Origin of the sequence: Thermoflexus sp. (genome assembly GCF_025055495.1) — a bacterium.
In the GTDB taxonomy this organism is placed as follows: domain Bacteria; phylum Chloroflexota; class Anaerolineae; order Thermoflexales; family Thermoflexaceae; genus Thermoflexus.
On sequence record NZ_JANWXB010000421.1, the window covers coordinates 1 to 2,517 of the forward strand.

Sequence of the window (2,517 nt, forward strand, 5' to 3'; positions counted from 1 at the left end):
GAGATGGAGCTAACCCGGCCGAGCACGGATCAGGCTCCCGTGGATCCATTGGGGCATGTCCCTGCGGAAACCGGGTATAGGTCGGCTGGAATCCGTATTTTTCGCTATACATTTTTATTTTAACTCGAATGGTCATTGAATGACAAGGGATGCGAGGCGAAGGGGGCTTTCCTCCTCGGGAGGATTGGGGGCCGGGTGGGTTGCTAAAGGTGGCTCGCCTCCCCGATCATGAACGGATCCCCTCCGGGCATTTGATGAGTTCCTGGGATCTGTTGCACAATAGCCCGAAAGGGTCGGGGGAAAGATTAGGCTCATGTCCAGAACGCGTGCCGCTGGCGGGGTTCAATGACGAGGGGTGGGCCGGGATTGGGGGTAGTGGGGCAGGGGGATCGGGCCCTTTCCCGCCATCCGGCAGTTCGCTCTCTGGCCTGCACGCGTTTTGGATATGAGCCAACATTTTGGGGGCTGGGCAGGGGGTCGAAGGCCCCCCGCCCAGCCCCCAAATCAAAGGGGGACAAAGCGTTAGTGCTTCATTGTAACGATGCGGTGGAGGGTGGGGCAGAGCCCGGCCTTCATAATTCATCCACATCACGGAGGCGACCATGGGGATTCTGGATGGAAAGATCGCTTTGATCTTCGGCGTGGCGAACGATCACTCGATCGCCTGGGGCATTGCGAAGGCGATGCATGCCGAGGGGGCTGCTCTGGCCTTCTCGTATGCGGGTCCCGCTCTGGAGCGACGGGTGCGCCCCCTGGCGGAGAGCGTGGGGGCGACGTTCATCGAGCCCTGTGATCTGAGCGATGATGCCCAGATCACCGCGCTGTTCGAGAAATATCGCCAGGCCTACGATCGACTGGATATCCTGGTTCACGCGGTCGCCTTTGCGAAGCGGGAAGAGCTGAGCGGCCCCTATTACCTCACCTCCCGCGAGGGGTTCCGGATCGCAATGGACGTCAGCGTATATTCCTTCACCGCCCTGGCCCGGGAGGCGGCCCCTTTGATGAAGAACGGCGGCGCGCTGCTGACCATGACCTACTATGGCTCCGAGAAGGTGGTCCCTCACTACAATGTGATGGGAGTGGCCAAGGCCGCTCTGGAGGCCTCAGTTCGCTATCTGGCATATGATCTCGGCCCTCGGGGCATCCGGGTGAACGCGATCTCCGCCGGCCCGATCCGCACCCTGGCGGCGACCGGCATCCCGGGCTTTCGTTCCCTCTACAGCCTGTTCCGGGAGATCGTCCCGCTGCGCCGCAACGTGACCATCGAGGACGTGGGGGCGCTGGCTGCATGGCTGTGCAGCGATCGCGCCGCGGCGATCACCGGTGAGATCATCTTCGTCGATGCGGGCTACCATATCCTGGGGGTGACGGAGCGCTTGGTGGAAGAAAGCACCGGACAACCATAAAACAGGTCCGCGGAGGGTCTGAAAATGGGGTTCTGGAAGCGACGGGTTTCCATGGAGGAGCAGGAGTCCATGACCCCGGAGGCGCGACGCCAGCGCCTATGGGAGCGGGCGATACGCCGCCTACAGGCGACGTTGCCTTCCGATTCCCCATCTTGGGTCTTGAATGAGACCTTTGATCTCCAGAACGATGTAATGTGGCTGGATGTGGTGATGCGGGTCGGCCCGCGCTGGGTGAAGCGACGCTATCGCTACGATGGAGAAGTGGATGTGCTCTATTTCAGCGGTGAGGTTCCCTTCCCGGAGACCGCTCTGGATCAACTGCCCGCGGAGCGCATGATCTGGCCTTCCCATCCGCTCTCGCGACTTTCCACGTTGGCGGCGTAACTGGGGTTCCCGGCGGGACAGGCCACCAAAGGTGATCTGTCCCGCTCAAAATCCATAGCAATCCGCGATCACGGAATACACACCATGGGCAGCTTCCGAGCTCTCCCGGGGGTTTTTGGGCTGGGGCGCCGCCGAAGGCGGCGCCCCCGCCCCAAGCCGCGTTTCACGATGCGTGGAACAATCTCGATGGAGGGCCGGGCTTGATCCGTCCGCCTGCTTGCATTATAATAAAATCGCGACGGGACGTGGCGCAGCCAGGTTAGCGCACTGCAATGGGGTTGCAGGGGTCGGCGGTTCAAATCCGCCCGTCCCGACCACATCGGGAGTGGTCCCCGCCACTCCCGATGTTTATTTACGTAGGGCTTGCGCAGCGGCCTCTGCGAGAAAGCGGTAGGGAAGGGCGAGCCATCTCCCGCTTGGAGCAAACAGATCCCCCATTTTTGTCCGACGGTGTGAGGACAGGGCCTTGGGTCCGGGCTCCTCGCCAGCGAGGGGTCAGTCCCTGCCCCTTCCCACAGCCCTTAAGGCTGTGGGAAGGGGAACTTCAATTCCATACTAGGTAGGGCCGCTGAAGGCGGCCCCACCCACCCCTAAAGGTCCTGGGTTCTAAAATCGCGCGGTCTTTTCGAGGCTGTGGAAGGGCGCCCCCCTTCGGTGAGCCAGATTGCTTTTCAAAACGGGGCCTCTGTCTGGGGAGGGGGGCTACCCAGGGTGGTCTGTCCCGTAT

Annotated in this window: 2 protein-coding genes and 1 tRNA gene; all 3 read left to right on the forward strand. The window is 61.8% G+C overall.

Features of this window, described 5'->3' with window-relative positions:
- Nucleotides 1-602: 602 nt before the first annotated feature.
- The 3 genes from NZM16_RS13740 (at nucleotide 603) to NZM16_RS13750 (ending at nucleotide 2,107) form a co-directional block, all read left to right on the forward strand.
- Nucleotides 603-1,406, forward strand: a complete 804-nt coding sequence (locus NZM16_RS13740) for an enoyl-ACP reductase (RefSeq protein ID WP_295480930.1) — start codon at nucleotides 603-605, stop codon at nucleotides 1,404-1,406.
- Between the two features lie 24 nt (nucleotides 1,407-1,430).
- Nucleotides 1,431-1,790, forward strand: coding sequence for a hypothetical protein (locus tag NZM16_RS13745; RefSeq protein ID WP_295480932.1), 360 nt, complete (start codon nucleotides 1,431-1,433; stop codon nucleotides 1,788-1,790).
- A 239-nt stretch (nucleotides 1,791-2,029) separates the two neighbouring features.
- Nucleotides 2,030-2,107: transfer RNA gene (locus NZM16_RS13750), tRNA-Pro, on the forward strand.
- Nucleotides 2,108-2,517: the final 410 nt, after the last annotated feature.